The following is a 16,379-nucleotide window of genomic DNA, read 5'->3' on the forward strand; positions in this document are numbered from 1 at the left end:
GTCTGACGCTGCAAAGGGCAGACGAAGCACAGTGAATGATCTGTAGGAAAGCAACTGGGTCTATGTGCTGGAAAATGAGTCTCAAGCAGCGCAGTGCACTGTAGGAGCGGCCTTGTGTCGCGAAAGGGCCGCAAGGCGGCCCCAATATCTCGGCACCCTACACAATTGCCGGGGCTGCTACGCAGCCCTTTCCGACCGGTCCGGCGCCCCGGCAAGGCCGCTCCTACAGTGGCCTGCACTGCGCGGGAAGTCTGCGGGGTTGTTCCGGACGTAAAAAAACACCCCGCCGAGGCGGGGTGTCTTGTGCTGCTGTCAGCCGATCAACCGATCAGTTGCAGGCCAGCCTGTTGCACCATCTCCAGCAGTGGCTGCGGGTACACACCCAACACGAAGGCGAGGATGGCGATGGCCAGCAGCATCACGCCGCCGGTGCGCTGTTCCCACTTCAGCGGGGCGTCGTGGCGACGCAGGTTCGGCTCGACCAGGTACAGGGTGACCATCACGCGCAGGTAGTAGTACACGCCGATGGCGCTGCCCAGCACCAGGGCACCGACCAGCCACCACAGGTGCGACTCGACGCCGGTGGCGATGATGTAGAACTTGCCGATGAAGCCTGCGGTCAGCGGGATACCAGCCAGCGACAGCATCATCACGGTCAGTACCGCGGTCAGGTACGGGCGGCGCCAGAACAGGCCGCGGTACTCGTACAGGGCGTCGGCGTCACGGCCGGCGTACGGCGAGGACATCAGGGTGATCACGCCGAAGGCGCCGAGGCTGGTGATCACGTAGGTGACCAGGTACACACCCATGGCTTCCATGGCCAGGCCCTTGCTGGCGACCAGGGCGATGACCAGGTAGCCGAAGTGGGCGATGGACGAGTAACCCAGCAGACGCTTGAGGTTGCTCTGGGTCAGCGCCAGCAGGTTGCCGATCAGGATCGAGGCCACGGCGATGACCGCCAGGACGGTGCTCAGCACGCCGCTGCTGGCAGCAGGGGAGAGCATGAACAGGCGCACGACCACGGCGAACACCGCGACCTTGCTGGCGGTGGCCAGGAACGCGGCCACCGGCGCCGGGGCGCCTTCGTACACGTCCGGGGTCCACAGGTGGAAGGGTACCAGCGACAGCTTGAACGCCAGGCCTACCAGCATCATGCCCAGGCCCAGCTGAGCCAGCAGGCTTGGCATGCTGGTGGTGGCCAGGGCCTTGCCGATCTGGTCGAAGGTCAGGCTGCCGGCATCGGCGTACAGCAGGGCCATGCCGAACAGCAGGAAGGCGGAACCGGCGGCCGACAGCACCATGTACTTGATGCCGGCTTCCAGCGAGCGCTTGTTGAAGAACGCATACGCCACCAGGCCGTAGACCGGCACCGACAGCAGCTCCAGGCCGATGAACAGGCCCGCCAGGTGGTTGGCGCTGACCAGCACCAGGCCACCCAGTGCCGACATCAGCAGCAGCAGGTAAAGCTCTTCACGGTTGCCCGGGAAGCCCTTGGAACCTTCACCCAGGTAGGCGTGGGCAAGGGTCACGCAGGCCAGTGTCGCCACCAGCACGATGGCCATGTACAGGCAGGCGAACTTGTCGATGGTCACCAGCGACGTGACCGCCAGTGGCGCGACCTTCAGTGCCGGCAGGATCGACAGCAGGGCGAGATTGAGGCCCACGGTGGACAGCAGGAAGGTCTGCGAGTGGTTGCGCTTCCAGGCGATCGCCAGCATCACCACCACCGTGGTGAGGGTGGTGATCAGCATCGGCGCCAATGCGATGAAGTGTTGAGTGGTGAATTCCATAGCGCTCTTACCGGGCCGAAGCGAGTTGAGTGAAAGCGGAACCGAGCCACTGCTGCACACCGCTCATGGTGGCGGCAGAGGTGTCGAGGAACGGCTGCGGATACACGCCCAGCAGGATCAAGAGGCCAGCCAGGCCCAGCACCATGACCATCTCGCGGGTGTCCATGCCGGCCAGTACGGTGTCGCTCTTGCTTGGGCCGAAGTAGGCACGGTGGATCATGATCAGCGAGTAGACCGAACCGAACACCAGGCCGGTGGTGGCGATCACGGTGATCCACGGTACGTGGGCGAAGCTGCCGATCAGGATCAGGAATTCACCAACGAAGTTGCCGGTGCCAGGCAGGCCCAGCGACGCAGCGGCGAAGAACAGGCTGATGGCCGGAAGATACGCGATGCGGTGCCACAGGCCACCCATCTGGCGCATGTCACGGGTGTGCAGGCGCTCGTACAGCTGGCCGGACAGGATGAACAGCGCGGCGGCCGACAGGCCGTGGGCCAGCATCTGGATCACCGCGCCTTGCAGGGCCTGCTGGCTGCCGGAGTAGATGCCGATCAGCACGAAGCCCATGTGCGAGACGCTGGAGAAGGCGATCAGGCGCTTGATGTCGGTTTGCGCGAAGGCCAGGAAGGCACCGTAGAAGATACCGATCAGGCCCAGGGTCATGGCGATCGGCGCAAACTCCGCCGAGGCGTTCGGGAACAGCGGCAGGGCGAAGCGCAGCAGGCCGTAGGCCGCGGTCTTCAGCAGGATGCCCGCCAGGTCCACGGAACCTGCGGTCGGTGCCTGGGCGTGTGCGTCAGGCAGCCAGGAGTGGAAGGGTACTACTGGCAGTTTCACCGCGAAGGCGATGAAGAAGCCCAGCATCAGCACGTATTCCACGCCAGCCGGCAGTTCGGCCTTGAGCAGGTCGCTGTAGTTGAAGGTCAGCACACCGGTGGTGTTGTAGTTGACCAGCACCAGGCCAAGGATCGCCACCAGCATGATCAGGCCGCTGGCCTGGGTGAAGATGAAGAACTTGGTCGCCGCGTAGATCCGGGTCTTCTTGCCGTCCGACGAACTGTGACCCCAGAGCGCGATGAGGAAGTACATCGGCACCAGCATCATTTCCCAGAAGAAGAAGAACAGGAACAGGTCCAGGGCCAGGAACACACCGACCACGCCGCCCAGGATCCACATCAGGTTGAGGTGGAAGAAGCCGACGTGGCGCTGGATCTCTTTCCACGAGCACAGCACCGACAGCACGCCGAGCAGGCCGGTCAGCAGGATCATCAGCAGCGACAGGCCGTCGAGGGCCAGGTGCACGCTGATGCCGAAGCGCTTGATCCACTCGAACTTGTATTCGAGGGCCCAGTGCGGTTCGGCGCCCGGTGCCGGGGCCAGGGTGTAGTCGCCGTTAGCCCACAGCCACAGGCCGATGCCGAGCAGCAGGGACATGGTCAGCAGCGCGATCCAGCGGGGCAGGGTGGCGCCGAAGCGCTCGCCCAGCCAGCACAGGAGGCCGCCGATGAAGGGGATCAGGATCAGCCAAGGCAAAATCATGACGGGTTGGTTTCCTTTGGCAAAGTCGCAAGGTTCTTCATAGTCATACCGCAGCCACTACCACAGCGCCCAGCACCAGCACGGCGCCGACGGCGATCGAGGCGGTGTACCAACGCAGCTGGCCGGTCTCGGTCTTGCTCATGGCGACGTTGCCGCCGCGAGCCATGCGCGGGATCAGGCCGATGCTGCGGTCCACCGGGTCCTTGCGCAGGATGTGGCAGATCAGCAGGTACGGTTTGACGAACAGCTTGTCGTAGATCCAGTCGAAGCCCCAGGCGGCGAACCACCAGGCCGACAGGACGCGACCGATACCACTGTTGGCGATGGCGCTGACGAAGCGACGCTTGCCCAGGAACAGCACCGCGGCCAGCAGGATACCGGCGATGGCGATGGCGCCCGAGGCGATTTCCAGCGAGTGCTTGGCTTCGCCACCGGCATGGCCGGCGCTTTCAGGCAGCACGCCTGCCAGTGGCGGGTGGATCCAGGCGCCGATGAAGGTCGACAGCACGATCAGCACGCCCAGCGGCAGCCAGTGGCTGATGCCGTGGCCGGCGTGGGCTTCGGTCTTGGCTTCGCCGTGGAAGGCGATGAAGATCAGGCGGAAGGTGTACAGCGAGGTCATGAACGCACCGACCAGGCCGGCGTACAGCAGGCCGGTGTTGCCGCTGGCGAAGGCTTCCCAAAGAATTTCGTCCTTGGAGTAGAAGCCCACGGTCAGGATCGGCAGGGCGGCCAGGGCAGCGCCACCGACCACGAAGCTGGCATAGGCCAGCGGCAGCTTCTTCCACAGGCCGCCCATCTTGAAGATGTTCTGCTCGTGGTGGCAGGCGACGATCACCGCACCGGAGGCAAGGAACAGCAGGGCCTTGAAGAAGGCGTGGGTCATCAGGTGGAAGATCGCCGCGTCCCAGGCGCCAACGCCCAGGGCCAGGAACATGTAGCCGATCTGGCTCATGGTCGAGTAGGCGAGGATACGCTTGATGTCGGTCTGGACCAGGGCGGCGAAGCCGGCAAGAACCAGCGTGACACCGCCGACCACACCGACCAGGTGCAGGATGTCCGGCGCCAGCAGGAACAGGCCGTTGGTACGGGCGATCAGGTACACGCCCGCGGTCACCATGGTTGCCGCGTGGATCAGTGCCGAAACCGGGGTCGGGCCTGCCATCGCGTCGGCCAGCCAGGTCTGCAGCGGCAGCTGGGCCGATTTACCGACCGCGCCACCCAGCAGCATCAGGGTGGCCAGGACCATCCAGGTGTCACCGGCCTGGAACTTCTGCGGTGCCAGCACCAGCAGCTCCTGCACGTTCAGCGTGCCCAGCTGGGCGAACAGGATGAACAGGCCGATGGCCAGGAACACGTCGCCGATACGGGTGACGATGAACGCCTTGAGCGCCGCGTTACCGTTGTTGCGGTTGCTGTAGTAGAAACCGATCAACAGGTACGAGCACAGGCCCACGCCTTCCCAACCGAAGTAGATGAACAGCAGGTTATCGCCCAGCACCAGGAACAGCATGCTGGCGATGAACAGGTTGGTGTACGAGAAGAAGCGCGAGTAACCGGCTTCGCCACGCATGTACCAGGAGGCGAACAGGTGGATCAAAAAGCCCACGCCGGTGACCACACCCAGCATGGTGACCGACAGGCCATCCACGTACAGGGTGAAGTTGGGGGCGAAGCCGTCCACCGACATCCACTGCCACAGCAGCTGGCTGTACGCGCCGCCTTCAGGCGGGGCGACGTTGAACTGCCAGATCACGTAGGCGGCGATGGCCGCCGACAGGCCGACCGAACCGACGCCGATCAGCGCCGACAGGTTCTCGGACCAGCGGCCGCGCGAGAACGACAGCAGCAGGAAGCCGATCAGGGGGAATACGAACGTCAGGAAGATAAGGTTCATCCGCGCATCTCACTGGCAGCATCGATGTCGAGAGTGTGGAAGCGGCGATACAGCTGCAGCAGGATCGCCAGGCCAATGCTGGCCTCGGCGGCTGCCAGGCTGATCACCAGAATGAACATCACCTGGCCGTCGGGCTGGACCCAACGGGCACCGGCGACGATGAACGCCAGGGCAGAGGCGTTCATCATGACTTCCAGGCTCATGAGCACGAAGAGGATGTTGCGGCGGACCATCAGGCCAACCAGACCTAAGCAGAACAGGATGCCGGCGACCGCCAGACCATGCTCGAGAGGGATAGCACCCATGATTTACTCCTTCGCCTCGTTGCGGCCCAGGTGGAAGGCGGTGACGGCAGCGGCGAGCAGCAGCATCGAGGCCAGTTCGACCACCAGCAGGTACGGCCCGAACAGGCTGATGCCGACCTCTTTGGCGCTGACAGTGGTACCGCTGATGGCCGCACCCGACGGGGTGACGAACAGCACGTAGAGCAGCTCCAGCAGCAGCAGGGCGGCGAGGATCACCGGCCCCGCCCAGATGCCGGGCTTGAGCCAGCCGCGCTCCTGGGCGACCGAGGCCGGCCCGAGGTTGAGCATCATCACCACGAACACGAACAAGACCATGATGGCGCCGGCGTAGGCGATCACTTCCAGGGCGCCAGCGAATGGTGCACCGAGGGAGAAGAAGATCATCGCCACGGAAATCAGCGAGATGATCAGGTAGAGCAGGGCGTGCACCGGGTTGGTGCCGGTCACCACGCGCAGCGTGGAGACAACGGCGACACCGGATGCGAAGTAGAAAGCGAATTCCATCTTTCTGTCCTTATGGGAGCAAGCTCTTCACGTTGATCGGCTCGGCTTCGTTCTGTGCAGAGCCTTTCGGCTTGCCAGCGATGGCCATACCGGCAACACGGTAGAAGTTGTAGTCAGGGTTCTTGCCGGGGCCGGAGATCAGCAGATCTTCTTTCTCGTACACCAGGTCCTGACGCTTGAACTCGGCCATTTCGAAATCCGGAGTGAGCTGGATCGCGGTGGTCGGGCACGCTTCTTCACACAGGCCGCAGAAGATGCAACGCGAGAAGTTGATGCGGAAGAACTCGGGGTACCAACGGCCGTCCTCGGTCTCGGCCTTCTGCAGCGAGATGCAGCCGACCGGGCAGGCCACCGCGCAGAGGTTGCACGCTACGCAGCGCTCCTCGCCGTCGGGGTCGCGGGTGAGGACGATGCGGCCGCGGTAGCGCGGCGGCAGGTACACGGGTTCTTCGGGGTACTGCAGGGTGTCGCGCTTGCGGAACCCGTGGGAGAACACCATCACCAGGCTGCGCAGCTGAGTGCCGGTGCCCTTAACGATGTCGCCGATATACTTGAACATGGGTCAAATCCTCACTGGGCCGCGACGGCTGGCGTGTTGTAGAGCACGATCGCAGCGGTCACCAGCAAATTGATCAGGGTCAGCGGCAGGCAGAACTTCCAGCTGAAGTCCATCACCTGGTCATAGCGTGGGCGCGGGATCGAAGCGCGCAGCAGGATGAACAGCATGATGAAGAACGCGGTCTTCAGGGCGAACCAGAAGAACGGTACTTGCGGCAGCAGGTCGAACGGACCGTGCCAGCCACCGAAGAACAGGGTGACCAGCAGCGCCGAGATCAGGATGATGCCGATGTACTCGCCGACGAAGAACATGCCCCATTTCATGCCGGCGTATTCGATGTGGTAGCCGTCGGCCAGTTCCTGTTCCGCTTCCGGCTGGTCGAACGGGTGACGGTGGGTCACGGCGACGCCAGCGATGAAGAAGGTGCAGAAGCCGAAGAACTGCGGAATGATGAACCACAGGTTCTGGGCCTGGTATTCAACGATGTCGCGCATGTTGAACGAGCCCACCTGCACCACCACGCCCATCAGCGCCAAACCGAGGAACACTTCGTACGACACGGTCTGCGCCGAAGCACGCAAGCTGCCCAGCAGGGCGTACTTGTTGTTCGACGACCAGCCGGCGAACAGCACGGCGTACACCGACAGGCCGGCCATGGCGAAGAAGAACAGCAGGCCGATGTTCAGGTCGGCCACGCCCCAGCCCGGGGTGATTGGGATGATCGAGAAGCCGATCAGCAGGGCGCTCATGGCCACGACCGGCGCCAGGGTGAAGATCATCTTGTCGACGAAGGGCGGGTTCCAGTCTTCCTTGAAGAACATCTTCAGCATGTCGGCGGCGATCTGGAACATGCCGAACGGGCCGACCCGGTTCGGGCCGTAGCGGTCCTGCCACCAGCCCAGCAGGCGGCGCTCGACGAAGCTGAGCAGGGCGCCGCAGACCACCACGGCCAGCAGCACCACGATGGCCTTGACGACCTGAATGATCACGTCGATCACTTCGGGGGTGAACCAGCTCATTGTGCTGCCTCCTGCAGGCCTTCGACGGATGCACCGAAGATGGCGGGCGGAATGCCGGCCAGGCCTTTGGGCAACGCAACCAGGCCAGCGCCCAGTTCTTCATTGATACGCAGCGGCAGGCGCAGCGCCACACCGGCCACGTTCAGGCTCAGCATCGCGCCGTCGTTGACGCCCAGGCGGTCGGCTTCGGACTTGGCCAGGCCGACGTAGGCGGCCGGGATGCGCTCCTGCACCGGGGCGGCGCGCGAGGAGGACTCTTCGCTGCCGAACAGGTGGAAGAACGGTACCGCGGTCCAGGTGCCGCGCGCCGGGTTGAACGCGCCAGGGATGGCGGTGAACCAGCTCAGGCGGTCGCCTTGGGATTCGATCAGGCGCACGCCCGGGTCACCGGCACGCAGGTGGCCGCCGACCTCGTCCTGGAACTTGTTCCAGGCTTGCGGCGAGTTCCAGCCCGGCGACCAGGCGAACGGCACTTGCTGGCGCGGTTCGGCCGAGCCCGAGTAGCCTTCCATGGAGAAGGCGAACGCGGTGTCCTTGTCCTGCGGGGTACGTGGTTCGTGCACGCTGATGTTGGCGCGCATGGCGGTACGGCCGGAGTAGCGCAGCGGCTCACGGGCCAGTTTCATGCCCTTGATGCGGAACGCGGCGGAAGGCGCTGCGTTGACGATGCCGGCCAGTTGCGGGGCGGCTTCGGCGCAGGCGCTGGTGACGTGGTCCAGCTGGGTCCAGTCCACCGGCTTGTTGAGCAGGGTGGCACGCAGGGCGTGCATCCAGCGCCAGCCTTCGTGGATCTGGATGCTGCTGTCCAGGTACTGCGGGTCGAACACCTGGAAGAAGCGCTGGGCGCGGCCTTCCTGGCTGACCAGGGTACCGTCGCCTTCGGCGAACGAGGCGGCTGGCAGCACCAGGTGGGCGCGGTCGACCGTCGGGGTTTTCGAGTGGTCGGCAACGATCACCACCTTGGCGGCGGCCAGGGCGGCGTCGACCTTGGCGGCCGGTACGCGGGCGTACAGGTCGTTTTCCAGCACGACGATGGCGTCGGCCTTGCCGCTGATCACCGCGTCCAGCGCAGCGTCGATGGACTCACCGCCCATCATCGCCAGACCGAGGCTGTTGGCCTCAGGCACGACCAGGCTCAGCGAGCCGTTCTTCTCGCGCAGCTTGAGGGCCTTGGCGATGTTGGCGGCGGCTTCGATCAGCGCAGGATCTGCCAGCGAGGTACCGGCAACGACCAGTGGGCGCTGGGCAGCGACAAGGGCGTCGGCGATGCGCTGGGCCAGGGCCTTGGCTTCAGTGTCCAGGCCTTCGACGGCAGGGGCGCTCGGGTCGATGGCGTGGGCCACGGCGAAACCGATGCGGGCCAGGTCGGCAGGCGCGGCGTGCACACACTCTTCGGCCACGTCGTCCAGCTTGGTTTCAGCCAGCGAAGCGATGAACAGCGGGTACAGCGCGTGCTGGCCGATGTTCTTCACCGCAGCGTCCAGCCAAGGCTGTACGCGCATGGCGTCGGCCATGGCCTCGGCCTTGCCCTTGGTGGCCTGGCGTACGGCCAGGGCGACACGGGCGGCAGTTTGCGTGAGGTCTTCACCGAGCACGAACACGGCGTCGTGGTCTTCGATGTCGCGCAGGGTAGGGACGGGCAGTGGGCTGTTGTTCAGCACGTTCAGCGCCAGGCGCACGCGGGCCAGCTCACCGGCTTCCATACCCGAGTAGAAGTACTCGGCACCGACCAGCTCGCGCAGGCCGTAGTTGCTTTCGAGGCTGGCGCGGGGCGAGCCGATACCGACGATGGTGCGGCCGCGCAGCAGGTCGGCGGCCTTGTCCAGGGCGGCGTCCAGCGACAGTTTGCTGCCATCGGCCAGCAGCGGCTGGCGTGGGCGGTCGGTGCGGTTGACGTAGCCATAGCCGAAGCGGCCACGGTCGCACAGGAAGTACTGGTTCACCGAGCCGTTGAAGCGGTTTTCGATACGGCGCAGTTCGCCATAACGCTCACCCGGGCTGATGTTGCAACCGCTGGAGCAGCCATGGCAGATGCTCGGGGCGAACTGCATGTCCCATTTACGGTTGTAGCGCTCGGAGTGAGTCTTGTCGGTGAACACACCGGTCGGGCAGACCTCGGTGAGGTTGCCGGAGAACTCGCTTTCCAGCACGCCGTCTTCAACGCGACCGAAGTACACGTTGTCGTGGGCGCCGTATACGCCCAGGTCGGTGCCGCCGGCGTAGTCCTTGTAGTAGCGCACGCAGCGGTAGCAGGCGATGCAGCGGTTCATCTCGTGGGCGATGAACGGGCCGAGGTCCTGGTTCTGGTGGGTACGCTTGGTGAAACGGTAGCGGCGCTCGTTGTGGCCGGTCATTACCGTCATGTCTTGCAGGTGGCAGTGACCGCCTTCCTCGCACACCGGGCAGTCGTGCGGGTGGTTGGTCATCAGCCATTCGACGACGCTGGCGCGGAACGCCTTGGACTCGTCATCGTCGATGGAGATCCAGGTGCCGTCGGAGGCCGGGGTCATGCAGGACATGACGATACGACCACGGGTGTCGTTCTCGTCGGTGTACTGCTTGACCGCGCACTGCCGGCAGGCGCCGACGCTACCGAGCGCCGGGTGCCAGCAGAAATAGGGGATGTCGAGGCCGAGTGACAGACACGCCTGTAACAGGTTGTCCGCACCGTTGACTTCGAGCGCTTTGCCGTCTACGTGGATAGTGGCCATGGTTCAAAGTTCTTCGTTGGCCCGCGTGAGCGGGCGTGGCTAATGGAAATCGGTGGGCCTGCGGCTCAGCGCCAATCTTTGCGGCGAGCCTGCGAGGCCGACGGGTGGCACGGACCACCCGCGTTCTGTCTTTTTATGCGCCGACCACAATCGGCTTCGCCAGGTTCGGGCGCAGGGTGCCAGCGCTTTCTGGCGCCACACCGGCCTCGAACTCCGAGCGGAAGTACTTGATGGCACTGCCCAATGGCTCGACGGCACCCGGTGCGTGAGCACAGAAGGTACGGCCTGGGCCGAGGAAGTTGACCAGACCCAGCAGGGTCTCGATGTCTTCGGCGCGGCCTTGGCCGTTCTCCAGCGCGCGGAGCATCTTCACGCTCCACGGCAGGCCGTCACGGCACGGGGTGCACCAGCCGCACGATTCGCGGGCGAAGAACTCTTCCATGTTGCGCAGCAGCGACACCATGTTGACGCTGTCGTCCACCGCCATGGCCAAGCCCGTACCCATCCGGGTGCCGACCTTGGCGATGCCACCGGCGTACATCTGCGCATCGAGGTGCTCGGGCAGCAGGAAGCCGGTACCGGCGCCGCCTGGCTGCCAGCACTTGAGCTTGAAGCCATCGCGCATGCCACCGGCGTAGTCTTCGAACAGCTCGCGGGCGGTCACGCCGAACGGCAGCTCCCACAGGCCCGGGTTCTTCACCTTGCCGGAGAAGCCCATCAGCTTGGTGCCGTGGTCTTCGCTGCCTTCGCGGGCCAGCGACTTGTACCAGTCGTTGCCGTTGGCGACGATGGCCGGCACGTTGCACAGGGTCTCGACGTTGTTCACGCAAGTCGGCTTGCCCCACACGCCGACGGCGGCAGGGAAGGGCGGCTTGGAGCGTGGGTTGGCGCGGCGGCCTTCCAGCGAGTTGATCAGTGCGGTCTCTTCACCGCAGATGTAGCGCCCGGCACCGGTGTGCACGAACAGCTCGAAGTCGAAGCCCGAACCGAGGATGTTCTTGCCCAAGAGGCCTGCGGCCTTGGCTTCGTCGATGGCGCGGTTGAGGTTCTTCGCCGCGGTGGTGTACTCGCCACGCAGGAAGATGTAGCCGCGGTAGGCTTTCAGCGCACGGGCGCTGATCAGCATGCCTTCGACCAGCAGATGGGGCTGTTGCTCCATCAGCATGCGGTCTTTCCAGGTGTTGGGCTCCATTTCATCCGCGTTGCACAGCAGGTAGCGGATGTTCATGGACTCGTCTTTGGGCATCAGGCCCCACTTCACGCCAGTGGGGAAGCCCGCGCCGCCACGGCCCTTGAGGCCGGAGTCCTTGACGCTCTGCACGATATCGTCGGCGGACATGTCGGCCAGCGCCTTGCGCGCGGCGGCATAGCCGTTCTTCGATTCGTACTCGGCCAGCCAGACCGGCTCGCCGTCGTCACGCAGGCGCCAGGTCAGCGGGTGGGTTTCGGCCGAGCGCGCAATGCGGTTGGCCGGGCCGAAGGAAGTGATGGTCATACGTAACCCTCCAGCAGCTTGGAGACGCCGGCAGGTTGCACGTCGCCAAAGGTGTCGTCGTCGATCATCAGCGCCGGGGCCTTGTCGCAGTTACCCAGGCAGCACACCGGCAGCAGGGTGAAGCGGCCGTCGGCGGTAGTCTGGCCGAGGCCGATGCCCAGCTCGCTCTGGATCTGGCTGACCACCGACTCGTGGCCGCCGATGTAGCAGACCATGCTGTCGCACACACGGATGATGTGGCGGCCAACCGGCTGGCGGAAGATCTGGCTGTAGAAGGTGGCCACACCCTCGACGTCGCTGGCGGGGATGCCCAGCACTTCGCCGATGGCGTAGATGGCACCGTCCGGTACCCAGCCGCGCGCTTTCTGCACGATCTTCAGGGCTTCGATGGACGCCGCGCGCGGGTCCTCGTAGTGGTGCATCTCATGCTCGATGGCCGAGCGCTCGGTTTCGCTCAGGGCGAAACGGTCGGTTTGGATAAGCGTGTTGTTCATGCTTAGCGGTCCACGTCAGCCATAACGAAGTCGATACTGCCCAGGTACGCGATCAGGTCCGCGACCATGCTGCCTTTGATCACCGAAGGGATCTGCTGCAGGTGCGGGTAGCTCGGGGTACGGATCCGGGTGCGGTAGCTCATGGTGCCGCCATCGCTCGTCAGGTAGTAACTGTTGATGCCCTTGGTCGCCTCGATCATCTGGAACGACTCGTTGGCCGGCATGACCGGGCCCCACGAGACTTGCAGGAAGTGGGTGATCAAGGTTTCGATGTGCTGCAGGGTGCGCTCTTTCGGCGGCGGCGTGGTCAGCGGGTGGTCCGCCTTGTACGGGCCTTCCGGCATGTTGCGCAGGCACTGGTCGATGATGCGGATACTCTGGCGCATCTCCTCGACGCGGACCATGCAGCGATCGTAGGCATCGCCGTTGTGGGCCAGCGGTACTTCGAACTCGAAGTTCTCGTAGCCGGAGTAGGGGCGGGCTTTACGCAGGTCGAAGTCGCAACCGGTGGAGCGCAGGCCGGCACCGGTGGTGCCCCATTCCAGGGCCTCTTTGGTGTTGTACGCGGCGACGCCGATGGTACGGCCTTTGAGGATGCTGTTCTGCAGGGCAGCCTTGGTGTACTCGTCCAGGCGCTTGGGCAGCCATTCGACGAAGTCCTTGACCAGCTTGTCCCAGCCGCGCGGCAGGTCGTGGGCGACGCCACCGATGCGGTACCAGGCCGGGTGCAGGCGGAAACCGGTGATCGCTTCGATCACGGTGTAGGCGCGCTGGCGGTCGGTGAAGGTGAAGAACACCGGGGTCATGGCGCCGACGTCCTGGATGTAGGTACCCAGGAACAGCAGGTGGCTGGTGATGCGGAAGAACTCGGCGAGCATGATGCGGATCACGTCGACTTTCTGCGGCACCTGGATGCCGGCCAGCTTCTCCACCGCCAGTACGTACGGCAGGTTGTTCATCACCCCGCCGAGGTAGTCGATACGGTCGGTGTAGGGGATGAAGCTGTGCCAGGACTGACGCTCGGCCATCTTCTCGGCGCCACGGTGGTGGTAGCCGATGTCCGGGACGCAGTCGACGATTTCTTCACCGTCCAGCTGCAGCACGATACGGAAGGCACCGTGGGCGGACGGGTGGTTCGGGCCGAGGTTGAGGAACATGTAGTCCTCGTTGGCGCCCGAACGCTTCATGCCCCAGGCTTCGGGGTTGAAGCGCGCCGACTCTTCTTCAAGCTGCTGCTTGGCGAGCGTGAGGCTGTAGGGGTCGAACTCGGTGGCGCGGGCCGGGTAGTCCTTGCGCAGCGGGTGACCTTCCCAGGTGGGTGGCATCATGATGCGGCTGAGGTGCGGGTGGCCGGCAAAATCGATGCCGAACATGTCCCACACTTCACGCTCGTACCAGTTGGCGTTGGGCCAGATGCCGGTGACGGTGGGCAGGTTGAGGTCGCCTTCGCTCAGCGACACCTTGATCATCACGTCGCTGTTACGTTCCACCGACAGCAGGTGGTAGAACACACTGAAATCGGCAGCCGGCAGGCCGCGGCGCTGGGTGCGCAGGCGCTCGTCGACGCCGTGCAGGTCGTACAGCATGCTGTACGGCTTGGCGACGTTGCGCAGGAAGCTGAGGACTTCTTTGAGCTGGGCACGCTTTACCCACAGTACCGGCATGCCGGTGCGGGTTTCCTGGGCGACGAAAGCGTCGGCGCCGAATCGGTTGTGCAGTTCGACGACCACATCCTGGTCGTCAGCCTTGTAAGGCGGAATATAAATAGCGTTGTCCGCTGTCATGGTCTCGGTCGCTTTGGGTCAGCGTTAAGAATGAAGCCAGGCCGCCGGCTCCTGTAGGAGCGGGCGGCAGGTCGCTGGATCAGACTTCGTCGGGGCTGCGCAGGTTGGTTACCGCAATGCGCTGTTCGCGACGCAGGTCTTTCTGGGCGGGCATCTCGGCACGGTAGATGCCTTGATCACCAACCACCCAGGAAAGCGGGCGTCGTTCTTGGCCGATCGACTCCTGCAGCAGCATCAAGCCTTGCAGGAACGCCTCGGGGCGCGGCGGGCAGCCAGGCACGTACACGTCCACGGGGAGGAACTTGTCGACCCCTTGAACGACCGAGTAGATGTCGTACATGCCGCCGGAGTTGGCGCACGAACCCATGGAGATGACCCACTTGGGTTCGAGCATCTGCTCGTACAGGCGCTGGATGATCGGCGCCATCTTCACGAAGCAGGTACCGGCGATGACCATGAAGTCGGCCTGACGCGGCGATGCCCGGATGACTTCGGCGCCGAAGCGGGCGATGTCGTGGGGCGCCGTGAAGGCCGTGGTCATTTCCACGTAGCAGCAGGACAGGCCGAAGTTGTACGGCCAGAGGGAGTTCTTGCGACCCCAGTTGACCGCGCCACGCAGCACATCTTCGAGTTTCCCCATGTAGATGTTCTTGTGGACCTGGTCCTCTAGCAGCTGATCGGTGACGGTTTCCCGCTCACCGACCGGATACTGCTCGTTGGGTGCGTCCGGATCGATTCTGGTGAGATTGTATTGCATGCCAAAGCCTCATTGTTTCAGCTTCGCTTGCCGCTTGCGGCGACCTTCGGGAGCCCAATCGAGCGCCCCGACGCGCCATAGGTAGACAAGACCTGCCAACAGAATTGCTATGAAAATGAGAGCTTCGACGAATCCGGTCCAGCCACTTTCGCGGACGGACACAGACCATGCATACAGGAAGAGGGCTTCGATATCGAAGATCACGAACAGCATCGCGACCAGATAGAATTTGGCGGACAGGCGCAGGCGGGCGCTGCCGACGGGCAGCATGCCGGATTCGAAGGGTTCGTTCTTGGCGCGGCCCCAAGCCTTGCTACCGAGCAGGCTGGACAGGCCGAGCATGAAGGCACACAGGCCGACGACACCCAGAAGGAAGATGGCAAAGCCCCAGTTGTGGGCGATGAGTCCTGCCGAATCGGACATGCTAGAAATCCTTATACAGAGACCCAGCTCTGCAGTCTGAAATAAGTAGAGCGGCGACGTGGTGTCGCAGACGCAGTGACCAAATGTCGCAGCTGAATCAATCGCGCTGATTTTATGGGTAAACCCTGTGCAAGTAAAATTTCCGTTGCAAATTTATTCGTAGTTTTAAGAACAAAAACCGTTCGTAACTGGCTGAAAGCCTTGAGTTTCGGGCATTGCGCGTGGTTTTGTTAATTATGTTTCTTGCCTGGCGTAACGACGGTCTAATTGTGTAATGATAATTAATATCATTTAAGTTGAGCTGTAATGTTTTAGCAGTTCTGAGGCTTGCAAAGTTCATCTGCCGGTCTTGCCACTTGCAAATGCGAAAAACTCTCGTTCTAGCAGCTTTGCGGGGCGCGCGCACCGCTCTGGGTCAACACTTCGTTGCGTGTGGCGCGGTCGACCGAGGCGGCGATCAGCCACTGGCCGAGCCAATAGAACAGGATGATCAGGTACTGCGCGGCGGCGAACGGGCTGACGAAGCGGTCGATGCCGATCAGGCTGTCGGAGAATACGAAGGCGCAGGCGCCCAGTGCCGCAACGCCGCCGCAGGCCAGCGCACGCCAGAGCATGGCGCCGATCGCCAATGCGTACAGCGCCACGGGGATCAGCAGCTCGCCCAGGCCATGGCTGGCCAGCAGGCTGAACAGCCCGCCACCGATCAGCAGTGCAGCGGCCAGGGCAGGGTAGGCCGGGCGTAGTGTCAGGGTGCAGTAGCCACGCAGGTAGGCCAGGTGGGCACACAGGAATGCGGCCAGGCCGAACACGAACAGGTCCTGGGGGATGGCCAGGAGGATGTCGCCGAGTACCGAGAAGGCCAGGCCGAGCATGATCCAGTGGCGGTAGCGGGAGACGGGCTTGGTGCTCAGCCAGGCGATCAGGGCGAGTACCGGGATGGGTTTGCTCAGCAGGCCGAGCGCGGCGTTGTCGCTGGCCACTGCATATAGATAGAGGGCAGCGGTTGCGAAGGCGATCAGGATCAGGTGGCTTGGACGGGGCATGGGCGGTCCTTGCTGCTGGGTAGCCACAAGCTTAGACCTGATCCTGGATTTTGCTGGC

General features: G+C 63.8%; 14 protein-coding genes. All 14 read right to left on the reverse strand.

Going from position 1 to position 16,379, the window contains the following annotated elements:
* Nucleotides 1–320: 320 nt before the first annotated feature.
* On the reverse strand, nucleotides 321–1,790 hold the full coding sequence (gene nuoN, locus IX761_RS19200; RefSeq protein WP_194791136.1) for an NADH-quinone oxidoreductase subunit NuoN: 1,470 nt from the start codon (nucleotides 1,788–1,790) through the stop codon (nucleotides 321–323).
* A gap of 7 nt (nucleotides 1,791–1,797) precedes the next feature.
* Nucleotides 1,798–3,330: an NADH-quinone oxidoreductase subunit M gene (gene nuoM, locus IX761_RS19205; RefSeq protein WP_194791137.1), complete on the reverse strand. Its 1,533-nt coding sequence runs from the start codon at nucleotides 3,328–3,330 to the stop codon at nucleotides 1,798–1,800.
* 43 nt (nucleotides 3,331–3,373) lie between these two features.
* Nucleotides 3,374–5,227, reverse strand: coding sequence for an NADH-quinone oxidoreductase subunit L (gene nuoL, locus IX761_RS19210; protein WP_194791138.1), 1,854 nt, complete (start codon nucleotides 5,225–5,227; stop codon nucleotides 3,374–3,376).
* Nucleotides 5,224–5,532: an NADH-quinone oxidoreductase subunit NuoK gene (gene nuoK / locus IX761_RS19215; RefSeq protein ID WP_008096201.1), complete on the reverse strand. Its 309-nt coding sequence runs from the start codon at nucleotides 5,530–5,532 to the stop codon at nucleotides 5,224–5,226. Before nuoK ends, nuoL begins: the two co-directional genes overlap by 4 nt.
* Nucleotides 5,533–5,535: 3 nt before the next feature.
* Nucleotides 5,536–6,036, reverse strand: coding sequence for an NADH-quinone oxidoreductase subunit J (nuoJ, locus tag IX761_RS19220; protein ID WP_023631348.1), 501 nt, complete (start codon nucleotides 6,034–6,036; stop codon nucleotides 5,536–5,538).
* A gap of 10 nt (nucleotides 6,037–6,046) precedes the next feature.
* Nucleotides 6,047–6,595, reverse strand: coding sequence for an NADH-quinone oxidoreductase subunit NuoI (gene nuoI, locus IX761_RS19225; protein ID WP_011534620.1), 549 nt, complete (start codon nucleotides 6,593–6,595; stop codon nucleotides 6,047–6,049).
* 11 nt (nucleotides 6,596–6,606) lie between these two features.
* Entirely contained in the window at nucleotides 6,607–7,614 is a 1,008-nt protein-coding gene (gene nuoH / locus IX761_RS19230; RefSeq protein WP_194791139.1) for an NADH-quinone oxidoreductase subunit NuoH, read from the reverse strand.
* Complete coding sequence (nuoG, locus tag IX761_RS19235) at nucleotides 7,611–10,325, reverse strand: NADH-quinone oxidoreductase subunit NuoG (protein ID WP_194791140.1); 2,715 nt, start codon at nucleotides 10,323–10,325, stop codon at nucleotides 7,611–7,613. The genes nuoH and nuoG overlap by 4 nt, the downstream gene beginning before the upstream one ends.
* Nucleotides 10,326–10,458: 133 nt before the next feature.
* On the reverse strand, nucleotides 10,459–11,820 hold the full coding sequence (gene nuoF, locus IX761_RS19240; protein WP_194791141.1) for an NADH-quinone oxidoreductase subunit NuoF: 1,362 nt from the start codon (nucleotides 11,818–11,820) through the stop codon (nucleotides 10,459–10,461).
* Nucleotides 11,817–12,314 (reverse strand): NADH-quinone oxidoreductase subunit NuoE, encoded by a 498-nt coding sequence (nuoE, locus tag IX761_RS19245; RefSeq protein ID WP_194791142.1) that lies wholly within the window; start codon nucleotides 12,312–12,314, stop codon nucleotides 11,817–11,819. The genes nuoF and nuoE overlap by 4 nt, the downstream gene beginning before the upstream one ends.
* Nucleotides 12,315–12,316: 2 nt before the next feature.
* The gene (gene nuoC, locus IX761_RS19250; RefSeq protein ID WP_046855041.1) at nucleotides 12,317–14,098 is read right to left on the reverse strand and encodes an NADH-quinone oxidoreductase subunit C/D; all 1,782 of its coding nucleotides are present in this window, start codon (nucleotides 14,096–14,098) and stop codon (nucleotides 12,317–12,319) included.
* A 79-nt stretch (nucleotides 14,099–14,177) separates the two neighbouring features.
* Complete coding sequence (locus IX761_RS19255; protein WP_008096180.1) at nucleotides 14,178–14,855, reverse strand: NuoB/complex I 20 kDa subunit family protein; 678 nt, start codon at nucleotides 14,853–14,855, stop codon at nucleotides 14,178–14,180.
* A 9-nt stretch (nucleotides 14,856–14,864) separates the two neighbouring features.
* Nucleotides 14,865–15,278: an NADH-quinone oxidoreductase subunit A gene (locus tag IX761_RS19260; protein ID WP_028692461.1), complete on the reverse strand. Its 414-nt coding sequence runs from the start codon at nucleotides 15,276–15,278 to the stop codon at nucleotides 14,865–14,867.
* A 380-nt stretch (nucleotides 15,279–15,658) separates the two neighbouring features.
* Nucleotides 15,659–16,321, reverse strand: coding sequence for a lysoplasmalogenase (locus IX761_RS19265; protein ID WP_194791143.1), 663 nt, complete (start codon nucleotides 16,319–16,321; stop codon nucleotides 15,659–15,661).
* Between the last annotated feature and the right edge of the window lie 58 nt (nucleotides 16,322–16,379).

The organism is Pseudomonas sp. UFMG81 (assembly GCF_015354575.1).
Taxonomy (GTDB): Bacteria; Pseudomonadota; Gammaproteobacteria; order Pseudomonadales; family Pseudomonadaceae; genus Aquipseudomonas.